The following is a 25092-nucleotide window of genomic DNA, read 5'->3' on the forward strand; positions in this document are numbered from 1 at the left end:
TCCGCCACAACCTTGAGCGGTCATGGCGCGACGCCGAGGATAGCGCATTTCGCGCGGCGCTTTAACGGGGCGGCAACTGCTGCAGGCGCTCCAGAATGTCGAGCACGACCATTCGTGGTGGCCGCTCATCGGTTTCGACCACCAGGTCGGCGATTTCCCGATAGAGCGGATCGCGGATCGCCAACAGATCCCGCAGGGTCTTGGCCGGATCGGCAGTACGCAACAACGGCCGATTGCGGTCGCGGGCCGTGCGGCCGACCTGCTGCTCGACCGACGCATGCAGATAAACCACCCGCCCACCGGCATGCAGTGCCCGACGATTGGCTTCGCGCATGACCGCGCCCCCACCTGTCGCCAGCACCACACCGTCGTAATCGCACAGTTCGGCAATCATTGCCTGCTCGCGATCACGAAAGCCCGGTTCGCCTTCTTTATCGAAGATCCAAGGGATATTGGCGCCCGTGCGCAATTCAATTTCCTTATCGGAATCTTTGAATGGCAGGCGCAGCTCTTTGGCCAGCAACCGGCCGATGGTGCTTTTTCCAGCACCCATCGGTCCAACAAGAATCAAATTTCGCACAGAATCAATGACTCACAGCAATCGCCTGGTTATTCATGATACGCGGAGTGAGGAATACCAACAGCTCGGATTTTTTCTCCGAAACCACATCACGCCGGAAAAGGCGGCCAAGATACGGCACATCGCCAAGAAATGGCACCTTATCTACGACCTTGCTCTGAGTATTTGAGAAAACGCCGCCAATGACGATGGTCTCGCCATCGTTGACCAGGACCTTGGCGTTGACTTCGTTTTTCTTGATGGGCGGTACATCCTGGACCTTGTTGAGGTAGTCAGGTTCGTCCTTGGTCACCTTGACCTCCATGATGATCCGGTTGTCGGGCGTGATCTGCGGCGTCACCTCCAGCGACAGCGAAGCCTCCTTGAACGACACCGAAGTCGCGCCGCTGGAGCTGGCCTCCTGGTAGGGAATCTCGGTGCCCTTGAGGATTTTCGCGGTTTCCTTGTCGGACGTGACCACCTTGGGCTGCGAGACGATTTCCCCGTTGCCGGTTTTCTCCATGGCCGTCAGCTCCAGGTCCAGCAAGACGTTATCGGTGATGAACGCGATGCCGATGCCCGAGGTGTTATTGACCGCGCCCATGTCGACGAACGGTGAATTGGTGCCGGTACTGCCTGGCGTGCCAATGGTCGACGAGCCATTGACCCCGTTGCTGACGCCGGAAGCGTTCCAGTTACCCCTGTTCTGTATCGAACCGCCCCAGCGCACCCCGAGGCTTTTGTCATAGTCGACGTTGGCTTCGACAATGCGCGCCTCGATCATGACCTGACGCACGGGGATATCCAGCTGCGTGACAATTCTGCGCAGCTCGTCGAGCCGGTCCTGGGTCTGGTAGGCAATGATGTTGTTGGTGCGCTCGTCGACGGTGATGGATCCCCGTTCGTCGGGCTTCGCTTCGGCACTGGTCACCGACTGGAAGAGTTTGGCGATGTCCGCCGCCTTCGCGTAGTTCACCTGCAACAGCTCCCGACGCAATGGCGCCAGGTCGGCAATCTGCTTTTGTGATTCCAGTTCCTGACGCTCACGGGCAGCTATTTCATCGGCCGGCGCGACAAGCAGGACATTGCCGACCTTGCGCTTGTCCAATCCCTTGGTTTTGAGCACCAGATCCAGCGCCTGGTCCCAAGGCACGTTCTGCAGGCGCAACGTGATGCCACCCTGCACCGTGTCGCTGGCCACCAGGTTGAGGTTGGTGAAATCGGCGATCAGTTGCAGCACCGAACGCACATCGATGTTCTGGAAGTTCAGCGAAAGTTTCTCGCCGCTGTAGGCCTGTTGCCCGGCATTGCGCTTTTGCAGGTCGTCGACCGCCGCCGGGCGAACACTGATCGTAAGCTTGCTGTCGGTCTGATAGGTCGAGTAATCGAACCTGCCACCGGGCTCGATGCTGATGATGGCTCTATCGCCACTCGCACTGGCATTGACGAACTGCACTGGCGTGGCGAAATCCTTCACGTCCAGCCGCACGCGCAATGGCTCAGGCAATCGGGTCCTGGCAAACCCCACGATGATCTTGCCGTCGCGCTGTTGTATGTCGGGCGCCATCGAGGGGTCCGACAAGTCGATCACCACGTTGCCCTCACCCTGTGTGCCGCGCTGGAAATCCACACCGCGAATGGCCTTGCCTGCCGGCGTCGCGGCGCTTGCCGAAAGCGGCGTTGCCATGGCCGCCGGCCTGGCTGTCGACGGTTTGACACCCCGCCCGACAACCACCAGCAAATTGTTGCCTTCAATTCGCGAGTCGTACGGCACCGGCTGAGCGAGGTTGATGATCAATCGCGTACGGTCCCCGGCCTCCACCACCGTTGCGCTGCGGGCATTTCCACCGCCGAGATCGTGAGTCTTGCTGGCCAGCTGACTGGCGACACCCGGCAAATCCAGGGCAATCCGGGCCGGCGACTGCGTTGTGTAACCCTGGGGCACCGGGGGCGGTTCATCGAACGACAACTTCAACTCGACACGGTCTCCCGGCAGCGCAGTGACATCCAGCGCCTTGAGATTGGCCGCTTGTGCCATCGACGACAACATCGCTATCCATAGCGAAAGGCCGAAGGCGGAAAAAATCCTGTTCATTGTTCGAGTTCCACTATGAGTGCTCTTTCAAAGGGATGGTCCGGGGACGCTCCAGCCAAGCGCCCTGGCCATCAGGGACAATTTCAACCACATCGACCTGCGAGCCGCTGATCGCGACGATCCTTCCGTCGTTACGCCCCAGGTAATCGCCGACTTTCAACCGGTGCACCCCGCCTGCCCCGCGCAGCAGGGCATAGGAGCCCGCTGCATTGGATAGGGTGCCGACCATTTCAAACTGTTCGATGTTGAAACCTTCGAGGTACTGCCTGACCCGCCCGGGGTCGGGTTTGACGTTGCGAGATCCGCGTCGCCGGGCCGCCGGATCGGCACCGATTTGCGCTGAAAACGGGCTGCGCAGATTCGCCGCGTCATAGGTGAATGCCGGGTAAGACCGAAATACCGGCGATGGTTCAATCCTGCCCGGCCCTTGCAGGCGCACTTCGTTCATGTAGGCGTCCAGATCGTCGTAGTCATCGCCTGCGCCACAACCGGACAAGGCAGACAGCAACAGCACCAGCGAAAAACAACGTGCCGGGCTCATTGAGGCTGCCCCTTGTCGTTGTAACGGTAGGTCTTGGCGAGAATACTCAAGCGCAGTTTCGGAGCCCCCTCGGGGCTGACGGGGGCAAGGTCGAAATCGTGCAAGGTGACGATTCGCGGCAACCCGGCCACACCACTGATGAAGGTGGCCAGTTCGTGGTACCCCCCGGTGACCGTGATCTGGATCGGCAACTCGATGTAGAACGGCTGGGCGACCTCCGGCAGCAGCTTGATCTCTTCGAACTCCAGGCCACTGCCCAGACCGGTGCGCGTGATGTCTTCCAGCAAGCCGGGCACCTCGGTGTCGCCGGGCAGTTGCCGCAACAGCACGCCGAAAGCGCTCTGCATCTCCGTCAACTGCCGGGTGTAGAGATCCAGGTTCGCCGCCATGCGGGCTTTGTCGGCGAACTGTTCCTTGAGCATCGACTCTTCCTCACGCTTGAGATCGAGTTGGCTCTCAAGGTCGCGAGTGGAAAAGCTGTAGCCCATGGCCAGCACCAGAAGCATGAGCAAACCGGCCAGCAGACACTTGATCGCCGGCGGCCAGGAACCCATGTTGCCGGTGTTCAGGTCATTGATGTCGATCTTGCGCAGCCCTTCGAACCATTCGGACAGGCTCATTCGCCACCCTCCGGTGCGGCGGGTTGAGTCTGGCGAACGGTCAACTGGAAGACGTTGGCCTGCGCCACCTGACCGGCAGCTGTGGCCCTGACTTCGGTCAGGCTCGGTGTATCGAACCAGTCTGACGCCTCGAGGTTGCGCATCAAGTCTGAAACACGGTTGTTGGATTGCGCAGCGCCGGTGATGGACAGCGTCTTTGCAGTCATTTTCACTTCGGTGAAATACACGCCCTCGGGCAGGGCCCGCACCAACTGGTCAAATATTCGCCCGCTGATTTGGCGGTTGCCTTGCAGGTCCTGGATGATGTGCATGCGCTCCACCAGTTGCTGACGGCGATCCTTGAGATCATTGATCTGTGTGATCCGCTCATCGACCATGGCGATTTGCCTGTTGATGTAATCGTTACGGGCAACTTGCCGGTCGATGGCGCCGCCGATGACCTGGTTGGCAACCAGCACCGCGCCCGTCGCACCCACCATTGTGGCCACCAGGATCAGCAGGAAACGCTTGCGACGGACTTCACGCCGCTCCTCGCGCCAGGGAAGAAGATTGATCCGGGCCATCAGTCAAAGCTCCTGAGGGCAAGACCACAGGCGATCATCAACGCCGGAGCATCACTCGCCAGGGCAGCACCGTTGACCTTGCTACCCAGCGTCATATCGGAAAAAGGGTTCGCGACCCGGGTCGGCACAACCAATTGCTGCTCGATCAAACGCTCCAGCCCCGGCACCGATGCGGTACCGCCGGCCAGCAGGATATGGTCGACGGCGCTGTACTGGCCGCCGGCAAGGAAAAACTGCAGCGAGCGCGACACCTGCTGCACCAGTGCCTGTTGAAAGGGCTGCAAGACCTCACCGGCATAGTCATCCGGCAGACCGCCCTTGCGTTGCGCCAGCCCCGCCTGCTCCAGCGTCAGGCCATAGCGACGCTGGATTTCTTCAGTCAGCTGGCGCCCCCCCGAACAGCTGTTCGCGGGTGTAGATAAGCCGCCCGTCGTGCAGCACGCTCAGGGTGGTCATGGTGGCGCCGATGTCCACCACCGCGACCGTCAAAGGCTTGCCGGAGGCCGCGAGCTGATTGACCAGCAACCCGAACGAACGCTCCAGCGCGTAGGCTTCGACATCGACCACGCGAGCGGTCAGCCCCGCGAGGCTCAGGGCGGCCTCGCGAACTTCGACGTTTTCCTTGCGGCAAGCGGCGAGCAGCACATTGACGCGCTCCGGATTACGCGCCGAGGAGCCCTGGACTTCAAAGTCGATCGCGACTTCATCCAGAGGATATGGAATGTACTGGTCAGCCTCGATCTTCAGCTGGCTTTCCATCTCATCCTCGGAAAGTCCAGCCTCCATCTCGATGGTCTTGGTGATCACCGCCGAGCCTGCCACGGCCACGGCCACGTTCTTGAGGCCGGTTCTGGCCCTGGCCAGCGCGCGGGCGAGGGCCAGCCCCACGCCTTCTAGTTCGGCGATGTTCTTTTCGATCACCGCGCCGACCGGCAACGGCTCCACGGCATAAGCCTCGACCCGATAGCGCTCGCCCTGGCGGCTCAATTCCACAAGCTTTACCGAGGTAGAGCTGATATCGATTCCAAGGAGCGTACTGGATTTTTTGTTGAAGAGTCCTGGCACTACCAATTCCCTATGACTTTCCGTGAGTTACGGACTCTGCAATGTCCATTGCGTTCAATCCACCCGTCTTGACAGCAGCGCCAACCACGCTCCCGATCAGAAAAATGCTTATAATGCCCAGCGTTTTTTTCCGCATTTGTTCAAGCGCGGGTCGTTCTCATTTAGCTTGAACCCTGTTGCCCAATTCATTTTTTGCCCTGGATATCCAAAAGCCTTGATTCGTCTGCTGAAGTTTTTCGGTTGGTCCATCGTCGCGGTTTTCTGCGGACTCCTCCTGGGTCTGAGCGGGGCGTACCTCTACCTTAGTCCCGGGCTGCCGTCCGTGGAGGCGCTGAGAAGCATCCAGTTGCAGATCCCTTTGCGGGTCTACAGCAGCGATAACAAGTTGATCGCAGAATTCGGCGAAATGCGCCGCACACCGATCCGTTTCGCCGACATTCCCCCCAACTTCATCAATGCGTTACTAAGTGCTGAAGACGACAACTTCGCCAACCATTACGGCGTTGACCCGAGCAGCCTGATGCGCGCTGCGACCCAACTGGTAAAAAGCGGACACATTCAGTCCGGCGGCAGCACGATCACCATGCAGGTGGCGAAGAACTTCTTCCTGTCCAGCGAACGCAGCTTTTCGCGCAAGACCACCGAGATCCTGCTGGCCCTGCAGATCGAACGACAGCTGACCAAGGACGAGATCCTCGAGCTGTACGTCAACAAGATCTACCTGGGTAACCGTGCGTACGGCATCGAGGCGGCGGCGCAGGTCTATTACGGCAAGTCGATCCGCGATGTCAGCCTGGCGCAGATGGCGATGATCGCCGGCCTGCCCAAGGCGCCGTCGCGCTTCAACCCGCTGGCCAACCCGGCGCGCAGCAAGGAGCGTCGCGACTGGATCCTGGGGCGCATGTACAAGCTCGGGAAAATCAGCGAGGCCGACTACACCACTGCAGTCAACGAGCCGCTGAACGCCAGCTATCACGTGCCGACGCCGGAAGTGAACGCTCCGTACATCGCCGAAATGGCCCGCGCCGAAATGGTCGGGCGTTATGGCAGCGACGCCTATACCGAGGGCTTCCGCGTCACCACCACGGTGCCGAGCGACCTCCAGGAACTGGCCAACACCGCGGTCCACGAAGGCCTGATGACCTACGATCAGCGCCACGGCTATCGCGGCCCCGAGTCGCGGCTGCCGGGCAAGACTCGCGAGGCCTGGGCGGCCGAACTGACCAAACAACGCACCATCAGCAGCCTGGAACCGGCCATCGTCACCCAGGTCGACAAGAGCGGCCTGCAAGTGCTGACCCGCACCGGCCAGGAGCACGTGAACTGGGACACCATGAAATGGGCCCGGCCGTTCCTCAATACCAACAGTATGGGTGCCAACCCGAAACAGCCCTCGGACGTGGCCCAGGTCGGCGATCTGATACGCGTGCAGCGTCAGCCGGACAATTCGCTGAAGTTCAGCCAGATCCCGCAGGCCCAGGGCGCGCTGGTGTCCCTGGACCCGCAGAACGGCGCCATTCGCTCGCTGGTCGGCGGTTTCGCCTTCGAACAGAGCAACTACAACCGCGCCATGCAGGCCAAGCGCCAGCCGGGTTCGAGCTTCAAGCCGTTCGTCTATGCCGCCGCACTGGATAACGGCTACACCGCCTCCAGCCTGGTGAACGATGCACCGATCGTGTTCGTCGACGAGTACCTGGACAAGGTCTGGCGCCCGAAGAACGACACCAACACCTTCCTCGGCCCGATTCGCCTGCGTGAAGCGCTGTACAAGTCGCGCAACCTCGTGTCGATCCGCTTGCTGCAAGCGATGGGCGTCGGCAAGACCATCGACTACATCACTCGCTTCGGCTTCAACAAGCAGGACCTGCCGCCCAACCTGTCCCTGGCGCTGGGCACCGCGACCCTGACGCCAATGGAGATCGCCACCGGCTGGAGCACCTTCGCCAACGGCGGCTACAAGATCACCCCGTACATCATCGACAAGATCGAAAGCCGCAACGGCGACACGCTGTTCGTCGCCAACCCGCCGAGCGTGCCTCAGGGCGGCGCTGCCAGCGATGGCATTGCCGTGCCAGCCGCTCAGGCGTTCACGGTCAATGCAACGCCTGACGAGGCCGCAGGTGCTACGCCAACGCCGCAGACATCCGCCGTGGCCGAACGCATCGTTGACGGGCGCACCACCTACATCCTCAACAGCATGCTTGAGGACGTGATCAAGCTCGGAACCGGCCGCCGCGCGCTGGCGCTGGGCCGCCCCGACATTGCCGGCAAGACCGGTACGACCAACGAATCCAAGGACGCCTGGTTCTCCGGCTACAACGCCGACTACGTGACCACCGTATGGACCGGTTTCGACCAACCGGAAAGCCTGGGCCGCAAGGAATTCGGCGGCACCGTCGCGCTGCCGATCTGGATGAACTACATGGGCGCCGCGCTCAAAGGCAAGCCGCCGCATACGCAGGCAGAGCCGGAAGGCATCCTCAGCCTGCGGGTCGACCCGATCAGCGGCCGCGCGGCCAGCCCGGGCACGCCAGGAGCCTACTTCGAGCTGTTCAAGGCCGAAGATACGCCTCCGTCGGTCAACGAGCTGGGCAACGGCAATGCGCCAGGCAGCCCGCTGCCGGCGGATGAAGCGGCGCCGATCGATTTGTTCTGATAGTAACAATGGTGAAAAGCTCCGCCTTCGGAAGAAGCGCGGGGCTTTTTTTGCCTGCCGGTTTTGATGTTGTCTGGTCCGCCCTCTTCGCGGGCAAGCCCGCTCCCACAGTGGGCGATGGTGTACATCGAATTTATGTACGCCGCTGACTCCTGTGGGAGCGGGCTTGCCCGCGAAGAGGCCCTGACAGGCGGTACAAAACCCTCAGGCACAAAAAAGCCCCGACTCTCGCAAGCCGGGGCTTTCTGTTGAAGCGCTACAACGGCTTAGCCGTTGAACACGTCATCCACGCTTTTGAGCGGGTAGTTCTTCGGATACGGCAGGGTCGCCACACCGGTCTCGATGGCGGCTTTGGCAACGGCATCGGAGATCAGGGTGATCAGACGGGCATCCATTGGCTTCGGAATGATGTACTCACGACCGAATTCCAGCTTGATGCCGCCATAGGCGTCGCACACTTCCTGAGGTACCGGCAGCTTGGCCAGTTCACGCAGGGCGTTGGCCGCAGCCACTTTCATTTCTTCGTTGATGCGCTTGGCGCGAACGTCCAGGGCACCACGGAAGATGAACGGGAAGCCCAGTACGTTGTTGACCTGGTTCGGGTAGTCGGAACGACCGGTGGCCATGATCACGTCGCTACGGGTGGCGTGGGCCAGCTCCGGGGAGATTTCCGGATCAGGGTTCGAGCACGCGAACACGATCGGGTTGGCCGCCATGGACAGCAGGCCTTCAGGGCTCAGCAGGTTCGGGCCGGACAGGCCTACGAACACGTCAGCGCCTTGCAGGGCATCAGCCAGGCTGCGCTTTTCGGTCGCGTGGGCGAACACAGCCTTGTACTGGTTCAGGTCGTCACGGCCGGAGTGGATCACGCCGGTACGGTCGACCATGTAGATGTTTTCGATGTTGGCACCCATGCTCACCAGCAACTTCATGCAGGAGATGGCGGCAGCGCCGGCACCCAGGCAGACGATCTTGGCGTCAGCGAGGGTTTTGCCAGCGATTTCCAGGGCGTTGATCATGCCGGCGGCGGTCACGATAGCGGTGCCGTGCTGGTCATCGTGGAATACCGGGATATCGCACTGCTCGATCAGGGCGCGTTCGATTTCAAAGCACTCAGGTGCCTTGATGTCTTCCAGGTTGATGCCACCGAAGGTGATGGAGATGCGCTTGACGGTGTCGATGAAGGCTTGCGGGCTTTCGGAGTCGACTTCGATGTCGAAAACGTCGATGCCGGCGAAGCGCTTGAACAGTACGCCTTTACCTTCCATCACTGGCTTGGAAGCCAATGGGCCGAGGTTACCCAGGCCGAGAATCGCGGTGCCATCGGAAATGACTGCAACCAGGTTGCCTTTGCCGGTGTATTTGTAGGCCAGTTCAGGATCGCGGGCGATTTCGCGTACTGGTTCGGCTACGCCGGGGCTGTAGGCCAGCGACAGATCGCGGGCGGTAGCGGTGGCCTTGGTGAGCTCGACACTCAGCTTCCCTGGACGAGGATGGGCGTGATATTCGAGAGCGGCAGTTTTCAGATCAGACATTTTGGCATTCCGCTTTTACTGTTGGACAGACTGGTCAGCGAGGATACGCGCCTCGCAAAGTCCCCACAAGACTGACTGGTCACCCCTGTCAAGCGCCCGCCCCTACGACTTTGGGCCAAGAGCCACGGCACACAAGGGCTAGACTGTTCACAATCGCCAGAAAAAATGTCTACAATTTTTTATCGCTGTGCAGCTTGAAGCATCGCCGGATCGGTCAAGGGCAACATCCAGCGCGCCTGGCCATTCTTCAGTCCGCCCTTGCGCGAGCGATCCAACACCCAGCCGCGCGCCTCGACCTGCTTGCCCTTGAGGCTTTCCAGTGAATTCACATCGAAACGCCCCAGCAGATTGGGCGCAACGCGCAATACAACCGAGTCCTGCAATTCGATCCAAACCCCACCGCGATTTCGCTGCACCCTGCTCACCCGACCGCTGAGCACGGCAAAACCGGAAGTGCTGATCTGCTCCGCTTTCAGTACAGGTGACTGGCGCCACAATCCCAGGCCAGCCTGCCGCGCACTGTGTTCGGCGGCTTGCTGACAGTCGACCAGATCGACGTTCGGTGCCACGGCCACCAGAAAACCCAGGCCCTCGGCGAGCATCTGAGCTTCGAGATTGGCGCCATTGGCACCGTAGACATGGGCCAGGGTGCGGCCGTAACGGTCCTTGCTTTCCTTGCCCGGCAGCAAGCCAACCTGACCGTCGCTCGCCGCCACCAGGGCTTCGAGGCGTTTGCGCGCAGCCACGGCGAACGGCTCGTCGGAACGGCCCTTCTTGCCCAACTCAGGCGTGTTCAAGCCGATCATGCGTACATTGCGGCCATCGTTCAGGCGCAAGGTGTCGCCGTCCACCACCCGCTGCACCGCGACGGGCGCCAGGCCGCTGGGTGCCGGGCAAAACGCCTGGGCGCCGGATAGCCAAATCGCGGACATAAAAAAGGCGCCCGCGAGGGACGCCTTTTTCAACAGCAAGGAAAAGCCCATCAGGCTTTTCTGCCTTACTCTGCAGCAGCAGGAGCAGGAGCTTTCTTGCCGAATTGACCGAAACGGTCTGCGAAACGCTGTACACGGCCGCCGGTATCCAGAGTCTTCTGCTTACCGGTGTAGAACGGGTGGCATTCGTTGCAAACGTCGATCGCCAGGGCTTTGCCGAAGGTCGAACGAGTTTCGAACTTGTTGCCGCAGCTGCAAGTAACAGCAATGGCTGGGTATTCTGGATGGATATCAGCTTTCATGGTGTCTTCCTCGGGCTAGCGTGCCGCCACCCAACACTATTGTTGAATACCGCACGTAATTAGGCCGCGGATTCTACCAGACAATCCCGATCACGCAAGCTGTCGCTCAAACCGGTCGTCTGCTAGGCTCCCGCCCCAGTACACATCCCCTGTGGGAGCGAGCTTGCTCGCGATGAGGGTGTGTCATTCTGCATATATGTTGCCTGACATGGCGCTATCGCGAGCAAGCTCGCTCCCACCGGGGAACATACGACCCCACTTTTATCTTCCTTTGATCGAGACCCCCCGCGTGCCCGACGCCATTCTGCGCCTCGCCCTGCCTTCGCCGCTGCGCCGCCTGTTCGACTACCGTGCTCCGGCCGGCGTCCTGCGCGCCCAGTTGCACCCCGGCATGCGCCTGCGTGTGCCGTTCGGCCGACGCGAGATGATCGGGATCCTGGTGGAAGTCACCGACACCAGCGAAGTGCCAGTCGAGAAACTCAAGCCAGCCCTGGCCCTGCTCGACGCTACCCCACCGCTGCCGCCGGCGCTGTTCAAGCTGTGCCTGTGGACGTCGCAGTACTACCAGCACAGCCTCGGCGACACCTTGAGCTGGGCGCTGCCGGTGTTGCTGCGCCAGGGCGAGCTGGCCGAAGCGCGCCAGGAACGCTTCTGGTCCGCCGCGCCGGGCGCCAGCCTCGATGATCCGCGCATCGCCCGTGCGCCGCGCCAGCGCGAAGCCCTGGCCACGCTGGCCCAGCATCCCCACGGCGTCGCCCATCAATTGCTGAGCAAACTGATGCTGAGCAAGGACAGCCTGGATCTGCTGCTGGCCAAGGATCTGGTGCAGGTCGAGATCCGCCGCCACGCTCCCGGTGCACGCCACGAACACTGGCTGGCGCAACCGGAGCTGCCGCTGAACCCGGAGCAGCGCGCCGCCTATGAGGCGATTCGCGCCGGCTTCGACAGTTATCACGCGTTCCTGCTGGCCGGCGTTACCGGCAGCGGCAAGACCGAAGTCTATCTGCAGTTGATCCGCGAAACCCTCGAGGCCGGCAAGCAAGCGCTGGTGCTGATCCCGGAGATCAACCTCGGCCCGCAGACCCTGGCGCGCTTCGAGCAGCGTTTCAATGCCCGCATCGCGCTGATCCATTCGGCGGTCAATGACCGCGAACGCCTCGAGGCCTGGCTGGCCGCCCGGGACGGTGAGGCCGACATCATTATCGGCACCCGTTCGGCCCTGTTCACGCCGATGAAGAACCCCGGCCTGATCATCATCGACGAAGAGCACGACGGCTCTTATAAGCAGCAGGAAGGCTTGCGCTATCACGCCCGCGATCTGGCATTGGTGCGGGCTCGCCAGGAAAACATCCCGATTGTCCTCGGTTCAGCCACTCCCTCGCTGGAAAGCCTGCACAACGCCTACACCGGCCGCTACGGGCTGCTGCGCCTGAACGAGCGTGCCGGCGGTGCCAAGCAGCCGCGCTTCCTGCGCCTGGATGTCAAAAGCCGGCCGCTGGACAGCGGTATTTCCGGGCCTATGCAACAAGCCATCGGCCAGACCCTGGCTGCCGGCCAGCAGGTGCTGGTGTTCCTCAACCGGCGCGGCTTCGCCCCGACCCTGCTGTGTCACGATTGCGGCTGGATGTCCGAGTGCCAGCGCTGCGACGCGCGCATGACCGTGCATCAGCGTTACGGTGAGTTGCGCTGCCACCATTGCGGCTACGTCGAACGCGTTCCGCGCCAGTGCCCGAAATGCAACAAGGTCGATCTGCGCCCCGTCGGCGCAGGCACCGAACGGGCCGAGGAGCGCCTGTCGATTCTGTTCCCGGACTATCCGGTGCTGCGGGTCGACCGTGACAGCACATCGCGCAAGGACGCGATGAACCAGTTGTTCGCGACCATTCAAAAAGGCCAGCCGTGCATTTTGATCGGCACGCAGATGCTTGCCAAAGGTCACCACTTTCCACGGGTGACGCTGGTGTCGATCCTCGACGCCGATGGCGGCCTGTTTTCCGGTGACTTCCGCGCCAGCGAGCGCATGGCGCAACTGATCGTCCAGGTCGCCGGCCGTGCAGGCCGCGCCGAAGAGCCGGGCAAAGTGATTATCCAGACGCACCTGGCCGACCATCCGCTGCTGGTGCAATTGACCGAGCAAGGTTACTTCGCCTTTGCCGAACAGGCCTTGAGCGAGCGCCGTGCGGCCGGCTTGCCGCCGTTTGCGCACCTGGCGCTGCTGCGGGCCGAGGCGCATAAACCGGGTCAGGCCGAAGGTTTCCTGGATGAGGCGTGCAGCGAGGCGGAGCGTTTGCTGACCGAGCAGAATCTGACCGGGATCGAGCTACTGGGACCGGTCCCGGCACCAATGGAGCGCCGTGCCGGTCGTTATCGGGCGCAACTGTTGCTGCAGGCTACGGCGCGGGCACCGCTGCATCGGTTGCTGGCCAGTTGGCTGTTGGTGCTGGAACAGATGCCGAGCGGGCGAGCGGTGCGCTGGTCCCTGGATGTTGATCCCGTCGATTTGTATTGATAGATAGACCGCCATCGCTGGCAAGCCAGCTCCCACAAGGTTTGGTGGCGGGCACATAATCTGTGGACACCCGGGCTCCCTGTGGGAGCTGGCTTGCCAGCGATAGCGGTCGAATTGTCACCACACATCCACAACCTGCCTGCTAAGGTTGGCAAGCCCGTCTTCGCAACGGATAATGCCCAGTTTTTCCACCAGCGCATGATGCGCCGCCGCGCCTGCGGTCGAAAGAGAAGACCATGAAAGACACCATTCGCCAGCTGATCCAACAAGCCATCACCCAACTCGTCAACGAAGGTGTGTTGCCTGAAGGCCTGTCGCCGGCGATCCAGGTGGAAAACTCGCGCGACAAGAAGAACGGCGATTTCGCCAGCAACATCGCCATGATGCTGGCCAAGCCGGCCGGCATGAAGCCCCGCGATCTGGCGGAAAAAATCATCGCCGCGCTGCCGGCTGACGAAAACGTCGCCAAGACCGAAATCGCCGGCCCGGGCTTCCTTAACTTCTTCCAGAACACCGACGCCCTGGCCGCTCGCCTGGACGCCGCCCTGGCCGATGACCACATCGGCGTGCGCAAGGCCGGCCCGGTGCAGCGCACCGTGGTCGACCTGTCGGCGCCGAACCTGGCCAAGGAGATGCATGTCGGCCACCTGCGCTCGACCATCATCGGCGACGGCGTGGCCCGTGTACTGGAATTCCTCGGCGACACCGTGATCCGTCAGAACCACGTCGGCGACTGGGGCACCCAGTTCGGCATGCTGATGGCTTACCTGCAGGAAAACCCTATCACCAGCGACGAACTGTCGGACCTGGAGAACTTCTACCGTGCCGCCAAGCAGCGCTTCGACGAATCCGAAGAGTTCGCCGACCGCGCCCGTGGCCTGGTGGTCAAGTTGCAGGCTGGCGATCCGGACTGCCTGGCGCTGTGGACCAAGTTCAAGGACATCTCGCTGTCGCACTGCCAGAAGATCTATGAACTGCTCAACGTCAAACTGACCATGGCCGACGTGATGGGCGAAAGTGCCTACAACGACGACCTGATCAACGTGGTCAACGATTTGAAGGCCGCAGGCATGCTGGTCGAGAGCAACGGCGCGCAGTGCGTGTTCCTCGACGAGTTCAAGAACGCCGACGGCGATCCACTGCCGGTGATCATCGTCAAGGCTGACGGCGGCTATCTGTACGCCACCACCGACCTGGCGGCCGTGCGCTACCGCAGCGGCAAGCTCAAGGCCGATCGAGCGCTGTATTTCGTCGACCAGCGTCAGGCCCTGCACTTCCAGCAAGTGTTCGCCGTGGCGCGCAAGGCCGGTTTCGTGACCCATCCGATGGAAATGGAACACATGGGCTTCGGCACCATGAACGGCGCTGATGGCCGTCCGTTCAAGACCCGTGATGGCGGCACCGTGAAGCTGATCGACCTGCTGACCGAAGCCCAGGAACGCGCCTACACCCTGGTCAAGGACAAGAACCCGGAGTTGGCCGAGGCCGAGTTGCGCAACATCGCCAAGGTGGTGGGCATCGGCGCGGTTAAATACGCCGACCTTTCCAAACACCGCACCAGCGACTACAGCTTCAACTTCGACCTGATGCTCAACTTCGAAGGCAACACCGCGCCGTACCTGCTGTACGCCTACACCCGCGTGGCCGGTGTATTCCGCAAGCTCGGCAAGGACTTCAGCGAAGTCGACGGCCAGATCGTCCTCGAAGCGGCGCACGAACACGAACTGGCGGCGAAGCTCGCGCAGTTCGGCGAGATCCTGAACAACGTGTCCGAAAAAGGCACCCCGCACATCCTCTGCACTTACCTGTACGACGTCGCCGGCCTGTTCTCCAGCTTCTACGAGAACTGCCCGATCCTCGCCGCCGACACCCCGGCACAAATGCAGAGCCGTCTGCGCCTCGCCGCGCTGACCGGACGCACTCTCAAGCAAGGCCTGGAACTCTTGGGCCTGGAAACTCTGGAGCGTATGTAAGTTGGCTGCCAAGAAAAAACCTGCACCCAAGCGTGGCGCCAGCCGTTACCAAGCTCCTGCAAAGCAACCGATCCCGGGCTGGCTGTGGATGGCCATCGGCCTGACGGTCGGCGCGTTCATCGTGTTCCTGATGAAACTGGAACCGGGCAAGGGCAGCGACACGGTCAAGCGTGAAAAGGTCGAGCAACAGCAGAAAGCGACAAAAATCGCCGAAGCCAACAAGACCCCGCCGAGCCCGACGCAACCGGTGAAGCCGAAATACGACTTCTACACCTTGCTGCCGGAATCGGAAGTCATCGTGCCGCCGGATGCCGTGCCGGAAAAAACCCTGCCGACACCGCAAGTGCCGGCTATTCCGACCACACCGGTGACCCCGGCCGAAGCGGCGAAGATCGACACGGCTCGTGCCCAGGCCGCCTTGGCCGGGATCACGCCACCACCCGCGCCGCCGGTCAAGGCGGCACCGGTGACCAGGTTCTTCCTGCAGGCGGGCTCGTTCCGCAAAGAAGCTGACGCGGACAAGGTTCGCGCGCAGATCATCTTGCTGGGCCAGGCTGTGGCGGTTGAGTCCGGCACGGTAAAGGACGAAACCTGGTATCGGGTGTTGGTCGGTCCGTTCAGCAACCGCGAGCAACTGACCACGGCCCAGAAACAATTGGCCGGAGCGGGCTTCAGCAATCTGTTGTTACAACAACGCCAGAGCCGCTGAGTCCTTCAGAAACACCGCGTCATCGTTCATCGCCAGCAAGCCGGCTCCTACAGGATTTACACAATTACCTGTAGGAGCCGGCTTGCTGGCGATGGCGCCAGACCAGGCAACACAACCTTTCCCGCGAAACACCACTCGTCCCCTCTCCCTTCCTACAGTTGAAATCCCCTCCAGCACCCCCATATGAATGGGCATAAGGCATTTTCGCCCCGCTGCGTGGAGACTCTTCCCTTGACCACCATCGTTTCAGTTCGCCGCCACGGCAAAGTCGTCATGGGCGGCGACGGCCAGGTTTCCCTTGGTAATACCGTGATGAAAGGCAACGCGAAAAAAGTTCGCCGCCTGTACCACGGCCAGGTCATCGCCGGGTTTGCCGGCGCCACCGCCGACGCCTTTACCCTCTTCGAACGTTTCGAAGGCCAGTTGGAGAAGCATCAGGGTCACCTGGTACGCGCCGCTGTCGAGCTCGCCAAAGAATGGCGCACCGACCGCTCCCTGAGCCGCCTCGAAGCCATGCTCGCCGTCGCGAACAAAGACGCCTCCCTGATCATCACCGGCAACGGCGATGTGGTTGAACCCGAAGACGGCCTGATCGCCATGGGTTCCGGCGGCGCCTACGCCCAGGCCGCTGCCAGCGCACTGCTGAAAAAGACCGATCTGTCGGCCCGGGAAATCGTCGAAACCGCCCTCGGCATCGCCGGCGACATCTGTGTATTCACCAACCACACCCAGACCATCGAGGAGCAGGACTGCGCCGAGTAAGCCCGTGCAGCCCACCGCACCACGGCTCATTCTTGCTTGAGGTCCACTGAATATTATGTCCATGACTCCCCGCGAAATCGTCCACGAACTCAACCGCCACATCATCGGCCAGGACGATGCCAAGCGCGCCGTCGCCATTGCCCTGCGCAACCGCTGGCGCCGCATGCAGCTGCCTGAAGAGCTGCGCGTTGAAGTAACGCCGAAGAACATCCTGATGATCGGCCCGACCGGTGTCGGTAAAACCGAGATCGCCCGTCGCCTGGCAAAACTGGCCAATGCGCCGTTCATCAAGGTCGAAGCGACCAAGTTCACCGAAGTCGGTTATGTCGGCCGCGACGTCGAATCGATCATTCGTGACCTCGCCGATGCCGCAATCAAGCTGTTGCGCGAGCAGGAAATCATCAAGGTTCGCCACCGTGCCGAGGACGCTGCCGAAGAGCGCATCCTCGACGCCCTGCTGCCACCGGCACGCATGGGCTTCAGCAGCGATGACGCCCCGACTGCCGATTCCAACACCCGTCAGCTGTTCCGCAAGCGCCTGCGCGAAGGCCAGCTGGATGACAAGGAGATCGAAATCGAAGTCGCCGAAATGGCCGGCGTCGACATCTCCGCGCCACCGGGCATGGAAGAAATGACCAACCAGTTGCAGAGCCTGTTTGCCAACATGGGCAAGGGCAAGAAGAAAGCCCGCAAGCTCAAGGTCAAGGAAGCGCTGAAGCTGGTGCGTGACGAAGAAGCCGGTCGCCTGGTCAACGATGAAGAGTTGAAGGCCAAGGCCCTGGAAGCGGTCGAGCAGCACGGCATCGTGTTCATCGACGAAATCGACAAGGTCGCCAAGCGTGGCAATTCCGGTGGCGTCGATGTATCCCGCGAAGGCGTGCAGCGCGACCTGCTGCCGCTGATCGAAGGCTGCACCGTCAACACCAAGCTGGGCATGGTCAAGACCGACCACATCCTGTTCATCGCGTCCGGTGCGTTCCACCTGAGCAAGCCGAGCGACCTGGTGCCCGAGCTGCAAGGTCGCCTGCCGATTCGTGTCGAGCTCAAGGCCCTGAGCCCTGAAGATTTCGAGCGCATCCTCAGCGAACCGCACGCCTCGCTCACCGAGCAATATTGCGCGCTGCTGAAAACCGAAGGCTTGGGCATCGAGTTCCAGCCGAGCGGCATCAAGCGCATCGCGGAGATCGCCTGGCAGGTCAACGAGAAAACCGAAAACATCGGTGCCCGTCGCCTGCATACCCTGCTCGAGCGCCTGCTCGAAGAGGTGTCGTTCAGCGCCGGCGACCTGGCCAGCGCCCATGACAGCAAGGTGATCCAGATCGACGCCGACTACGTCAACAGCCACCTGGGCGAATTGGCGCAGAACGAAGACCTGTCCCGTTATATCCTGTAGGTCATGTGACTCCTTGTAGGAGCCGGCTTGCCGGCGATGGCGGACCCGAGATCGCCATCGTCGGCAAGCCGACTCCTACAGGGGGCAGACCACGCATATCAACGGACATCCGGCCATGATCCCCACCGATATCAAACTGCACAAAGCCTCGAAAACCCTGTCGCTGAAATACGCTTCCGGCGAGGAATACACTCTGCCCGCCGAGTTCCTGCGCGTGCACTCTCCTTCCGCCGAGGTCCAGGGCCACGGCAAACCCATCCTGCAATTCGGCAAGATCAACGTAGGCCTGAGCAAGGTAGAACCGGCCGGTCAGTACGCACTCAAACTGACCTTCGACGACGGTCACGACAGCGGTCTGTTCACCTGGGAATATCTGTACGAGCTGGGGCGACGTTATGACGCACTCTGGGAAGATTATCTGGCCGAGCTGAAAGCCGCTGGAAAAACCCGCGATCCGAACGAATCCGTCGTCAAGCTGATGCTCTAATCCAAGCCTCTCGCTCTTTAGAGGGCATTTTCTAATTTCATCTGTTTGAATGCTCCGCTCCAGGGCCGTCGATTGGCCTGCTTGCGAAAAAAATTAAACTCGGGTAACCAATGGAACTGGCAAGTTCCCTGCAGTGCTCTCTGCGAACAAAAAGCAGCGATGCAGTATTAACGGTCACCCGAGCAGCAGTACCTGGAATTGATTGTGTGACTGCACAGCAGGACCCGGGTACTCGTCTCAGGACATTGGAGCGTCGTAGATGAGTAACAAGAATAACGATGACTTGAAGCAGCAAGCCTCCGAAAACACCTTGGGGCTTAATCCTGTCGTTGGATTGCGTGGAAAAGATCTACTGGCTTCTGCTCGCATGGTGCTCAGGCAGGCCATCAAACAACCGATTCACAGCGCAAAGCATGTCGCTCATTTCGGCCTTGAACTCAAGAACGTACTGCTGGGCAAATCCGAGCTGCTGCCGAACAGCGATGACCGTCGCTTCGCCGATCCGGCCTGGAGCCAGAACCCGCTCTACAAACGTTATCTGCAAACCTACCTGGCGTGGCGCAAGGAACTCCACGACTGGATCGACGACAGCAGCCTGCCGGCCAAGGACGTCAGTCGCGGCCACTTCGTGATCAACCTCATGACCGAAGCCTTCGCCCCGACCAACACGGCGGCCAACCCGGCGGCGGTCAAACGCTTCTTCGAAACCGGCGGTAAAAGCCTGCTCGACGGCCTTTCGCATCTGGCCAAGGACCTGGTACACAACGGCGGCATGCCGAGCCAGGTCAACATGGGCGCGTTCGAGGTCGGCAAGACCCTGGCCGTGACCGAAGGCGCAGTGGTGTTTCGCAACGACGTGCTGGAGCTGATCCAGTACAAGCCCATCACCGAACAGGTGCACGAACGCCCGCTGCTGGTGGTACCGCCGCAAATCAACAAATTCTACGTTTTCGACCTCAGCCCGGAAAAAAGCCTGGCGCGGTTCTGCCTGCGCAGCAACGTGCAGACCTTCATCGTCAGCTGGCGCAATCCGACCAAGGAGCAGCGCGAGTGGGGCCTGTCGACTTACATCGAGGCGCTCAAGGAAGCGGTCGACGTGGTCACGGCGATCACCGGCAGCAAGGACGTGAACATGCTCGGCGCCTGCTCCGGCGGCATCACCTGCACCGCGCTGCTGGGCCATTACGCAGCGATTGGCGAGAACAAGGTCAATGCCCTCACCCTGCTGGTGAGTGTGCTCGACACCACCCTGGACAGCGATGTGGCGCTGTTCGTCGATGAACAAACCCTCGAAAGCGCCAAGCGCCACTCCTATCAGGCCGGCGTGCTGGAAGGCCGCGACATGGCGAAAGTCTTTGCCTGGATGCGCCCCAACGACCTGATCTGGAACTACTGGGTGAACAATTACCTGCTGGGTAACGAGCCACCGGTATTCGACATCCTGTTCTGGAACAACGACACAACCCGGTTACCGGCCGCGTTCCACGGCGACCTGATCGAAATGTTCAAAAGCAACCCATTGATTCGTCCGAATGCACTGGAAGTGTGCGGCACGCCGATCGACCTGAAGCAGGTCACCGCCGATATCTTTTCCCTGGCCGGGACCAGCGACCACATCACTCCGTGGCGCTCCTGCTACAAATCGGCGCAACTGTTCGGCGGCAATGTCGAGTTCGTGCTGTCCAGCAGCGGGCATATCCAGAGCATCCTGAACCCGCCGGGCAATCCGAAATCGCGCTACATGACCAGCACTGAAATGCCTGTCAACGCCGATGACTGGCAGGAAGAGTCGACCAAGCACGCCGATTCGTGGTGGCTGCATTGGCAGGCCTGGCAGGCACAGCGTTCGGGCAACCTGAAAAAAGCTCCGCTGAAACTGGGCAACAAGGCTTACCCGGCGGGTGAAGCTGCACCAGGCACATACGTGCACGAGCGCTAGACCCGCAGACCTGTAGGAGCCGGCTTGCTGGCGAACGCATCACCACGGTGAGACTGGCAAACCGAGGTGACCGCATCGCCAGCAAGCCGGCTCCTACAGAATACGTGTCAGGAACCAAGATCCACCCACAGGGCCAGAAGCATGCCGCAACCCTTCATATTCCGTACCGTCGATCTGGATGGCCAGACGCTCCGCACGGCAGTACGCCCCGGCAAGCCTCACTTGACGCCCCTGCTGATTTTCAACGGCATCGGCGCCAACCTGGAGCTGGTATTCCCGTTCGTCGCGGCACTGGACCCGGACCTGGAGGTCATCGCCTTCGACGTACCCGGCGTCGGCGGTTCGTCGACGCCGAACCGGCCGTATCGCTTTCCTGGGTTGGCCAAGCTCACGGCGCGGATGCTCGACTATCTCGACTACGGGCAGGTCAACGTCATCGGCGTGTCCTGGGGTGGCGCCCTGGCCCAGCAGTTCGCTTATGACTATCCGGAACGCTGCAAGAAGCTGGTGCTGGCCGCCACGGCGGCGGGTGCGGTGATGGTGCCGGGCAAGCCGAAGGTTTTATGGATGATGGCCAGCCCGCGACGCTACATCCAGCCGTCCCATGTGATCCGCATTGCGCCGATGATCTACGGCGGCTCTTTCCGCCGTGACCCGACGCTGGCCGCGAGCCACGCCGCCAAGGTGCGTTCGGCGGGCAAGCTCGGTTACTACTGGCAACTGTTCGCCGGCCTCGGCTGGACGAGCATTCACTGGCTGCACAAGATCCGCCAGCCGACCCTGGTGCTGGCCGGCGACGATGACCCGTTGATCCCGTTGATCAACATGCGCTTGCTGGCCTGGCGGATTCCCAACGCCCAGCTGCACATCATCGATGACGGCCATCTGTTCCTGATTACTCGGGCCGAAGCGGTGGCGCCGATCATCATGAAATTCCTCGAAGAGGAACGCCAGCGCGCGGTGATGCATCCGCGTCCGGCGCCATTGGGCGGCTAAACGCTGCATTCGCGGTCGGCAGGACGCCACGCCGCGCAGCAACCCGCTACAGCGTCTATGGTGTTCTGGTTCAGTGTGTTTGTTTTTGGCCTGAAGACGAAGGAGTGTTCAATCATGCGCGAGAAACCAGCGAGGGATTCCCTACCGACTCCCGCCGCCTTCATCAATGCACAGAGTGCGATTACCGGCCTGCGTGGTCGGGATCTGCTGTCGACCCTGCGCAGTGTGGCCGCCCATGGCTTGCGCAATCCGCTGCACAGCGCCCGACACGCCCTCAAACTCGGTGGTCAGCTTGGCCGTGTGTTGCTGGGTGAAACCCTGCACCCGACCAACCCGCAGGACGCCCGTTTCGCCGATCCGGCGTGGAGCCTCAACCCGTTTTACCGGCGCAGCCTGCAGGCCTATCTGAGCTGGCAGAAACAGGTCAAGAGCTGGATCGACGAGAGCAACATGAGCCCGGACGACCGCGCCCGTGCGCACTTCGCCTTCACCCTGCTCAACGACGCCGTATCGCCGTCCAACACCTTGCTCAACCCGCTGGCGGTCAAGGAACTGTTCAATTCCGGCGGCAACAGCGTGGTGCGCGGCATCAGCCATCTGGTGGACGATCTGCTGCATAACGACGGCCTGCCCCGACAAGTCACCAAGCAGGCGTTCGAGGTCGGCAGGACGGTCGCGACCACCACCGGTGCCGTGGTGTTTCGCAATGAGCTGCTGGAGTTGATCCAGTACAAGCCGATGAGCGAAAAGCAGTATTCCAAGCCCCTGCTGGTGGTGCCGCCACAAATCAACAAGTACTACATTTTCGACCTGAGTCCGCACAACAGCTTCGTCCAGTACGCCCTGAAAAACGGCCTGCAAACCTTCATGATCAGCTGGCGCAACCCGGATGTGCGTCACCGCGAATGGGGGCTCTCGACCTACGTGGAAGCCGTGGAGGAGGCCATGAACGTCTGCCGGGCGATCACCGGCGCTCGCGAAGTCAACCTGATGGGCGCCTGCGCCGGCGGGCTGACCATTGCCGCGCTGCAAGGCCACTTGCAGGCCAAGCGGCAGCTGCGCAGGGTGTCCAGTGCGACTTATCTGGTGAGCCTGCTCGACAGCCAGATGGACAGCCCCGCCACGCTGTTCGCCGACGAGCAGACGCTGGAGGCGGCCAAGCGCCGCTCCTATCAGAAAGGTGTGCTGGACGGCCGCGACATGGCCAAGGTCTTCGCCTGGATGCGCCCCAACGATTTGATCTGGAGCTACTTCGTCAACAACTACCTGTTGGGCAAGGAGCCACCGGCGTTCGACATCCTCTACTGGAACAACGACAACACGCGCCTGCCGGCCGCCCTGCACGGCGACCTGCTGGACTTCTTCAAGCACAACCCGCTGACCCACCCCGGCGGCCTGGAAGTGTGCGGCACGCCGATCGATTTGCAAAAGGTCACCGTCGACAGCTTCAGCGTCGCCGGCATCAACGATCACATCACGCCGTGGGACGCGGTGTATCGCTCGACGCTGTTGCTCGGTGGCGAGCGGCGCTTCGTGCTGTCCAACAGCGGGCATGTGCAAAGCATCCTCAACCCGCCGAGCAACCCGAAAGCCAACTACATCGAGAACGGCAAACTGAGCAGCGACCCCCGTGCCTGGTACTACGACGCCAAACATGTCGACGGCAGTTGGTGGACCCAATGGCTGAGCTGGATTCAGGAACGCTCCGGCGCACAGAAGGAAACCCACATGGCGCTCGGCAACCAGAACTATCCACCGATGGAGGCAGCACCCGGTACTTACGTGCGCGTGCGCTGACGTTCAACGAGCCACGGCCGCTGTCGGCCGTGGCAAGACCCGATCATTAAGAAGACTGGATGAAAACCCGCGACCGGATCCTCGAATGTGCCCTGCACTTGTTCAATCAAAAGGGCGAACCGAATGTCTCCACCATGGAAGTTGCCAACGAAATGGGTATCAGCCCGGGCAACCTCTACTACCACTTCCACGGCAAGGAACCGCTGATTCTCGGGCTGTTCGAGCGCTTTCAATCCGAGCTGCAACCGCTGCTCGACCCACCGTCCGACGCCGAACTGGGCCCCGAGGATTACTGGCTGTTCCTGCACCTGATCGTCGAACGCCTGTCCCACTACCGGTTTCTGTTCCAGGACCTGTCGAACCTCGCCGGACGCCTGCCGAAACTGGCCAAGGGCATTCGCAATCTGCTCAATGCACTCAAGCGCACACTGGCGTCGTTGCTGGCGCGCTTGAAGGCTCAAGGGCAGTTGGTCAGTGACACTCAGGCGTTAGGGCAACTGGTGGAACAGATCACCATGACCCTGCTGTTTTCACTGGATTATCAGCGGATTCTTGATCGCGAAGGTGAGGTGCGGCTGGTGGTTTACCAAATCATGATGCTGGTGGCGCCGCACTTGCTGCCGGCGATGAAGGTGGCGACTGAACAGATGGCGATGGAGTATCTGGACGACCACGAATAACTCTGGCCACCGCTCCCACAGGGGATTGTCATTCACAAACAAAAACGCCCGACCTTGGCAGGCCGGGCGTTTTCTTGAGTCCCGAAAAATCAGGACTGACTGGTTGGCGTCGATGGAGCTGGCGCGACAGTCGGGGTGACCGCAGGGGTCGGTGCAGTAGCGGAGTTCGACGCACTGACCGGAGCTGCTGCCGGAGTTGCCGGTTTGGCAGCTGCCACTGCCGGCTTGGCGGCGGCCTTTGGCGCAGCCGGTTTTTTCACCGCTGGTTTCTTTGCAGCAGCAGGCTTGGCCGCTGGCTTGGCGGCTGCAGTTTTTGCGGCTGGCTTGGCGGCTGGCTTGGCGGCTGGCTTCGCTGCCGGTTTGGCTGCTGGCTTGGCGGCAGCTTTGGCGGCGACCGGTTTGGCGGCCGGCTTGGCTGCTGCAGGTTTTGCCGCGGCAGTTTTGGCGGCTGGTTTGGCAGCCGGTTTCGCCGCTGCTTTTACCAGTGGCTTGGCTGCGGTTTTGGCGGCCGGCTTGGCAGCAGGCTTGGCTGCCGCGGTTTTCGCCGCAACAGGCGCAACCTTGGCACCGGTCAGTTTTTCGATTTGCTTGGTCAGGGTTTCGACCTTGCTGTGCAGTGCCTTGACTTCATTGCGGCTCGGTACTCCCAGACGCGAAATGGCACTGTTGAGACGCTTGTCGAAAGCGCCTTCGAGCTCATCCCACTTGCCCAGTGCGCGATCTTTCACGCCGCTGATGCGCGACTTGGCCGAAGAAGCGGAGTCCTTGGCGGCGTCGACTTTTTTGCCCACGGCACTCTTGGTGAGCTTCTCGGCTTTCTCGCCGTCCTTAACCAATGCATCGAAGAGTTTGCTGCCGTCAGTGTCGATCTTCGAGTACACGCCCAAACCAGCCAGCCAGATTTTTCGGGAGTAATCTTCAACTTTCCCGATCCACGAGCTGCCTTCTTTTTCGGTGTTCTTTTTAACAGCCATCCCGT

General features: G+C 61.3%; 20 protein-coding genes and 1 pseudogene. 11 read left to right on the plus strand and 10 right to left on the minus strand.

Annotated features, from left to right (window positions below; all coding sequences use genetic code 11):
* Window positions 1–61: 61 nt before the first annotated feature.
* The 6 genes and pseudogenes from aroK to EI969_RS28450 all read right to left on the minus strand — a co-directional run bounded on the left by aroK (window position 62) and on the right by EI969_RS28450 (window position 5443).
* The gene (gene aroK / locus EI969_RS28425) at window positions 62–580 is read right to left on the minus strand and encodes a shikimate kinase AroK (protein WP_015093141.1); all 519 of its coding nucleotides are present in this window, start codon (window positions 578–580) and stop codon (window positions 62–64) included.
* Window positions 581–584: 4 nt separating this feature from the next.
* Window positions 585–2654 carry a type IV pilus secretin PilQ gene (gene pilQ, locus EI969_RS28430; protein ID WP_160390628.1) on the minus strand — a complete coding sequence of 690 codons (2070 nt, stop codon included), beginning with the start codon at window positions 2652–2654 and terminating at the stop codon, window positions 585–587.
* 13 nt (window positions 2655–2667) lie between these two features.
* Entirely contained in the window at window positions 2668–3195 is a 528-nt protein-coding gene (locus EI969_RS28435; RefSeq protein ID WP_160390629.1) for a pilus assembly protein PilP, read from the minus strand.
* Window positions 3192–3815, minus strand: coding sequence for a type 4a pilus biogenesis protein PilO (locus tag EI969_RS28440; protein ID WP_160390630.1), 624 nt, complete (start codon window positions 3813–3815; stop codon window positions 3192–3194). Before EI969_RS28440 ends, EI969_RS28435 begins: the two co-directional genes overlap by 4 nt.
* Window positions 3812–4378 (minus strand): PilN domain-containing protein, encoded by a 567-nt coding sequence (locus EI969_RS28445; protein ID WP_160390631.1) that lies wholly within the window; start codon window positions 4376–4378, stop codon window positions 3812–3814. The genes EI969_RS28440 and EI969_RS28445 overlap by 4 nt, the downstream gene beginning before the upstream one ends.
* Window positions 4378–5443: pseudogene (locus EI969_RS28450) on the minus strand (pilus assembly protein PilM). Before EI969_RS28450 ends, EI969_RS28445 begins: the two are co-directional and overlap by 1 nt.
* A 217-nt stretch (window positions 5444–5660) precedes the next feature.
* On the opposite strand from EI969_RS28450, the gene EI969_RS28455 reads away from it, so the two are divergent.
* The gene (locus EI969_RS28455) at window positions 5661–8099 is read left to right on the plus strand and encodes a penicillin-binding protein 1A (RefSeq protein WP_371926045.1); all 2439 of its coding nucleotides are present in this window, start codon (window positions 5661–5663) and stop codon (window positions 8097–8099) included.
* Between the two features lie 266 nt (window positions 8100–8365).
* Here the strand turns inward: EI969_RS28455 and EI969_RS28460 are convergent, their stop codons facing one another.
* The 3 genes from EI969_RS28460 to rpmE all read right to left on the minus strand — a co-directional run bounded on the left by EI969_RS28460 (window position 8366) and on the right by rpmE (window position 10868).
* Window positions 8366–9634 (minus strand): malic enzyme-like NAD(P)-binding protein, encoded by a 1269-nt coding sequence (locus EI969_RS28460; protein ID WP_160390633.1) that lies wholly within the window; start codon window positions 9632–9634, stop codon window positions 8366–8368.
* 179 nt (window positions 9635–9813) lie between these two features.
* Window positions 9814–10617, minus strand: coding sequence for a thermonuclease family protein (locus EI969_RS28465; protein ID WP_160390634.1), 804 nt, complete (start codon window positions 10615–10617; stop codon window positions 9814–9816).
* Between the two features lie 14 nt (window positions 10618–10631).
* Complete coding sequence (rpmE, locus tag EI969_RS28470) at window positions 10632–10868, minus strand: 50S ribosomal protein L31 (RefSeq protein WP_150714750.1); 237 nt, start codon at window positions 10866–10868, stop codon at window positions 10632–10634.
* A gap of 289 nt (window positions 10869–11157) precedes the next feature.
* Here rpmE and EI969_RS28475 point away from each other — a divergent pair, with 289 nt between their 5' ends.
* From EI969_RS28475 to EI969_RS28520, 10 genes are all read left to right on the plus strand, one after another.
* Window positions 11158–13377 carry a primosomal protein N' gene (locus tag EI969_RS28475; protein WP_160390635.1) on the plus strand — a complete coding sequence of 740 codons (2220 nt, stop codon included), beginning with the start codon at window positions 11158–11160 and terminating at the stop codon, window positions 13375–13377.
* 236 nt (window positions 13378–13613) lie between these two features.
* Entirely contained in the window at window positions 13614–15350 is a 1737-nt protein-coding gene (argS, locus tag EI969_RS28480; RefSeq protein ID WP_160390636.1) for an arginine--tRNA ligase, read from the plus strand.
* Window position 15351: 1 nt separating this feature from the next.
* Entirely contained in the window at window positions 15352–16059 is a 708-nt protein-coding gene (locus EI969_RS28485; protein WP_150714753.1) for an SPOR domain-containing protein, read from the plus strand.
* Window positions 16060–16290: 231 nt separating this feature from the next.
* Window positions 16291–16821 (plus strand): ATP-dependent protease subunit HslV, encoded by a 531-nt coding sequence (gene hslV, locus EI969_RS28490; protein ID WP_007975582.1) that lies wholly within the window; start codon window positions 16291–16293, stop codon window positions 16819–16821.
* Between the two features lie 55 nt (window positions 16822–16876).
* Window positions 16877–18214, plus strand: a complete 1338-nt coding sequence (gene hslU, locus EI969_RS28495) for an HslU--HslV peptidase ATPase subunit (RefSeq protein ID WP_160390637.1) — start codon at window positions 16877–16879, stop codon at window positions 18212–18214.
* A 115-nt stretch (window positions 18215–18329) separates the two neighbouring features.
* Window positions 18330–18701, plus strand: coding sequence for a gamma-butyrobetaine hydroxylase-like domain-containing protein (locus EI969_RS28500; protein WP_160390638.1), 372 nt, complete (start codon window positions 18330–18332; stop codon window positions 18699–18701).
* Window positions 18702–18960: 259 nt separating this feature from the next.
* Window positions 18961–20640: a class II poly(R)-hydroxyalkanoic acid synthase gene (phaC, locus tag EI969_RS28505; RefSeq protein ID WP_160390639.1), complete on the plus strand. Its 1680-nt coding sequence runs from the start codon at window positions 18961–18963 to the stop codon at window positions 20638–20640.
* A gap of 141 nt (window positions 20641–20781) precedes the next feature.
* Window positions 20782–21636, plus strand: coding sequence for a poly(3-hydroxyalkanoate) depolymerase (gene phaZ / locus EI969_RS28510; protein ID WP_160390640.1), 855 nt, complete (start codon window positions 20782–20784; stop codon window positions 21634–21636).
* Between the two features lie 114 nt (window positions 21637–21750).
* Window positions 21751–23433 (plus strand): class II poly(R)-hydroxyalkanoic acid synthase, encoded by a 1683-nt coding sequence (gene phaC, locus EI969_RS28515; protein WP_160390641.1) that lies wholly within the window; start codon window positions 21751–21753, stop codon window positions 23431–23433.
* A gap of 59 nt (window positions 23434–23492) precedes the next feature.
* The gene (locus EI969_RS28520) at window positions 23493–24113 is read left to right on the plus strand and encodes a TetR/AcrR family transcriptional regulator (RefSeq protein ID WP_160390642.1); all 621 of its coding nucleotides are present in this window, start codon (window positions 23493–23495) and stop codon (window positions 24111–24113) included.
* A gap of 89 nt (window positions 24114–24202) precedes the next feature.
* Here the strand turns inward: EI969_RS28520 and EI969_RS28525 are convergent, their stop codons facing one another.
* Window positions 24203–25087: a phasin family protein gene (locus EI969_RS28525; protein WP_160390643.1), complete on the minus strand. Its 885-nt coding sequence runs from the start codon at window positions 25085–25087 to the stop codon at window positions 24203–24205.
* Window positions 25088–25092 lie beyond the last annotated feature (5 nt).

The organism is Pseudomonas sp. PB101 (assembly GCF_009764265.1).
Classification (GTDB): domain Bacteria; phylum Pseudomonadota; class Gammaproteobacteria; order Pseudomonadales; family Pseudomonadaceae; genus Aquipseudomonas.

Excerpts from the sequence above, each read along its gene's own strand:
- pilQ (WP_160390628.1), bottom strand. The coding sequence starts at position 2,654 with ATGAACAGGATTTTTTCCGCCTTCGGCCTTTCGCTATGGATAGCGATG.
- EI969_RS28435 (WP_160390629.1), bottom strand. The coding sequence starts at position 3,195 with ATGAGCCCGGCACGTTGTTTTTCGCTGGTGCTGTTGCTGTCTGCCTTG.
- EI969_RS28440 (WP_160390630.1), bottom strand. The coding sequence starts at position 3,815 with ATGAGCCTGTCCGAATGGTTCGAAGGGCTGCGCAAGATCGACATCAAT.
- EI969_RS28445 (WP_160390631.1), bottom strand. The coding sequence starts at position 4,378 with ATGGCCCGGATCAATCTTCTTCCCTGGCGCGAGGAGCGGCGTGAAGTC.
- EI969_RS28460 (WP_160390633.1), bottom strand. The coding sequence starts at position 9,634 with ATGTCTGATCTGAAAACTGCCGCTCTCGAATATCACGCCCATCCTCGT.
- EI969_RS28465 (WP_160390634.1), bottom strand. The coding sequence starts at position 10,617 with ATGGGCTTTTCCTTGCTGTTGAAAAAGGCGTCCCTCGCGGGCGCCTTT.
- rpmE (WP_150714750.1), bottom strand. The coding sequence starts at position 10,868 with ATGAAAGCTGATATCCATCCAGAATACCCAGCCATTGCTGTTACTTGC.
- argS (WP_160390636.1), top strand. The coding sequence starts at position 13,614 with ATGAAAGACACCATTCGCCAGCTGATCCAACAAGCCATCACCCAACTC.
- hslU (WP_160390637.1), top strand. The coding sequence starts at position 16,877 with ATGTCCATGACTCCCCGCGAAATCGTCCACGAACTCAACCGCCACATC.
- EI969_RS28500 (WP_160390638.1), top strand. The coding sequence starts at position 18,330 with ATGATCCCCACCGATATCAAACTGCACAAAGCCTCGAAAACCCTGTCG.
- phaC (WP_160390639.1), top strand. The coding sequence starts at position 18,961 with ATGAGTAACAAGAATAACGATGACTTGAAGCAGCAAGCCTCCGAAAAC.
- phaZ (WP_160390640.1), top strand. The coding sequence starts at position 20,782 with ATGCCGCAACCCTTCATATTCCGTACCGTCGATCTGGATGGCCAGACG.
- phaC (WP_160390641.1), top strand. The coding sequence starts at position 21,751 with ATGCGCGAGAAACCAGCGAGGGATTCCCTACCGACTCCCGCCGCCTTC.
- EI969_RS28520 (WP_160390642.1), top strand. The coding sequence starts at position 23,493 with ATGAAAACCCGCGACCGGATCCTCGAATGTGCCCTGCACTTGTTCAAT.
- EI969_RS28525 (WP_160390643.1), bottom strand. The coding sequence starts at position 25,087 with ATGGCTGTTAAAAAGAACACCGAAAAAGAAGGCAGCTCGTGGATCGGG.